Consider the following 2551-nt stretch of genomic DNA (forward strand, 5'->3'; position numbering starts at 1 on the left):
GCCAGATTTGCAGCGGCGGTTCCACCGGCCAAGGCGTAATTCGTCGAATGAATTCGACGCGGGCCAAGCTACAGGGAACCGAAGCTGGCCAGCCACCAGACAAGCACAAGAGGATCGCGCAATCGATGGGGTAGGTCTGCGCGCGGGCGGGCAACGGCAGCGACGTACCCGTCACAGTCAAAGTGACTGCGACCGAGGGGAGGAGTTTCTTGAGTAGATGACGCATGCTGAGGTCTCTCTGGAACAAGGCTCAGAATACACGCGATAATATACTATTGCAACCTAAAGTATAACTAAGAATGAATTAGTTATTATATGTTTAGACTTGAGTTCGGAAATCGACCAAGGCTGCCACTTGTTACCGCCGCGGCGAATCCATCAGGGCTAATTACTCTGCGGGACGTATGAACTGCCACTTGGGGAATGTCTGAAAAACCTCGCGTACTGAGCGTCATGGGGTAGAGTTGCAAGGACGATAGATGAACCTACCGATGCCCAAGCAACCCGTCTTTCCCGGCTTCTGCCAATCTCTGAAGAAGAAACAGACGCGGCGTGAGAAGTCCCTCCGCGAGATGGATGCGGCTGTGCCCTGTCCACGGCTGCTGTTTCTGATCGCGCCGCTTTACCCGAAGGCCGGACCCAAGGGTGGACGGCCACCGATGCCGCTGGAGACGATGCTGCGCATCTATTTCCTCCAGAACTGGTTTGCGCTCAGCGACCCGATGGCCGAGGAGATGCTGTATGACAGTGACGCCATGCGCCAGTTTACGGACATCAAACTTGAAGACGACCGCATCCCGGATGAAACCACGATCTTGAACTTTCACCATCCGCTGGCAAAGCATCGGCTGACCGAAAAGCCTTTTGTAGAGCTTAATACTCACCTTGCCGGTCAGGCCATCACGCTACGCTTTGGCACACTGGTGGATGCGACGATCATCGATGCTCATTCCTCGACATAAAATCAGGCCAAGGTGAGTGATCCTGAGACGTCGTCGACAAAGAAGGGCAACGGCTGGTTCTTCGGGATGAAGGTGGCATGCCCCCGACGGGTGGTCCGGCCCATTTGTTAGTGCATTGTCGGCCTCTGGTCCATCGGGACGATGCTTTCTGGCGCGGGTGGGCGGTAGCCGAGTGCGCTGTGTGGCTGACCGTGTCGTAGTGTCTGCGCCATTGTTCAATCAGGACTTGGGCTTCCCGCAAGTTGTAGCAGGCGCTGAAGAAGTCGGCTCTCGACCTTTTTTGCGAAACATGATTCACCCTTCGCACAGTTATGGCGGAGGTGATGATGCGCGGGACGGACGAGACGAGCGGGTCGCTGTTCAGCTATGTCGATCTGGAGGAACGCATCCCGGTGCGTCATCCGCTGCGCAAGATCCGGCAAGTGGTGACTGACGCGCTGTCCAGCCTGGATGCCGAGTTCGAGGCGCTCTACACCGACTTTGGCCGCCCTCGATTGCGCCGGAGCGGCTGATCCGGGCGAGCCCGATCCAGATGCTGTTCTCGGTCCGGTCCGAGCGGCAGTTGTTGGAACAGATGCAGTATAATCTGTTGTTCCGCTGGTTTGTTGGCCTCGGCATAGACGATCCCGTCTGGGTCCCGACCGTCTTCACCAAGAACCGCGACCGGCTGCTTACGACCGAAATTTCGCGCAAGATGATGGCTGCGATCCTGGCACACCGCGAGGTCGCGCCGCTTCTGTCGGACGCTCACTTCTCGGTCGACGGCACGCTGGTCAAGGCCTGGGCGTCGATGAAGAGCTTCCAGCCGAGGGCTGATGACACGCCCAAACCGTCAGAACCGCAATGCCGAAGTCGACTTCCGGGGTGAGACGCGCTCGAATGCCACCCATGCCTCGACCACCGACCCGGATGTGCGGCTCTACAAGAAGTCCCCCGGCACCGGCGCGATGCTGTGCTTCATCGGGCATGCGCTGATGGAGAACCGGAGTGGGCTCATCGTGCAGGACGACCTGACGCAGGCCGATGGCCATGCAGAACGGCGCGCCGCACTGGACATGATGCACCGCCACTCCCCCGGTTCGACCCGAAAACTGACGCTGGGCGCCGACAAGGACTTTGACGCTGCCGAGTTCGTCGCCGACCTGCGGCAAGCCTGCGTCACGTCCCATGTCGCGCTGAAATCAAGATATTCAGCGATCGACGGTCGCACTATTCGGCACGAGGGCTATGCCCTGTCCATCGAGCACCGCAAGCGGATCGAGGAGGCCTTCGGCTGGGCCAAGACCGTCGGCGGCATGGCCCAGACCGTCTATCGCGGCGTCGAACGGGTGCGCTCGCGCTTAATCCTCACCATGGCGGCCAACAACCTCGCCCGACTGCCACGGCTGCTGGTGGCATGACGACGACATACCGATCAGGGCACACATGCTTGCAACATGAAGCGGCGCGACGCGAAATGCCGATAGCCTCCGCAAGGGAAACCACTCCGCCACGCAGACTTCTTCAGCAGCCTGTTCTCATGATTGCTGTCAAGCCTTTGTTTCATAGCAATTACTCCGGCAAGGCTGTCTGAGGTGCCCCTAGTTTCC

Annotated in this window: 1 protein-coding gene and 3 pseudogenes; 2 read left to right on the top strand and 2 right to left on the bottom strand. The window is 59.0% G+C overall.

From position 1 onward, the window contains the following. A pseudogene (locus EP376_RS23250) lies at positions 1-226 on the bottom strand (hypothetical protein); the annotation flags it as partial. Positions 227-479: 253 nt separating this feature from the next. Between EP376_RS23250 and EP376_RS22520 the strand changes: the two are divergent. Further along, positions 480-962, top strand: a complete 483-nt coding sequence (locus EP376_RS22520) for a transposase (RefSeq protein ID WP_164745058.1) — start codon at positions 480-482, stop codon at positions 960-962. Positions 963-1069: 107 nt separating this feature from the next. On the opposite strand, the pseudogene EP376_RS22525 reads toward EP376_RS22520, so the two are convergent. Further along, a pseudogene (locus EP376_RS22525) lies at positions 1070-1209 on the bottom strand (integrase core domain-containing protein); the annotation flags it as partial. A 79-nt stretch (positions 1210-1288) separates the two neighbouring features. Between EP376_RS22525 and EP376_RS22530 the strand changes: the two are divergent. Then, positions 1289-2362, top strand: a pseudogene (locus EP376_RS22530) (IS5 family transposase). The last annotated feature ends 189 nt before the right edge of the window (positions 2363-2551 follow it).

The sequence above is a fragment of the Alexandriicola marinus genome (genome assembly GCF_004000435.1).
GTDB lineage: Bacteria > Pseudomonadota > Alphaproteobacteria > Rhodobacterales > Rhodobacteraceae > Alexandriicola > Alexandriicola marinus.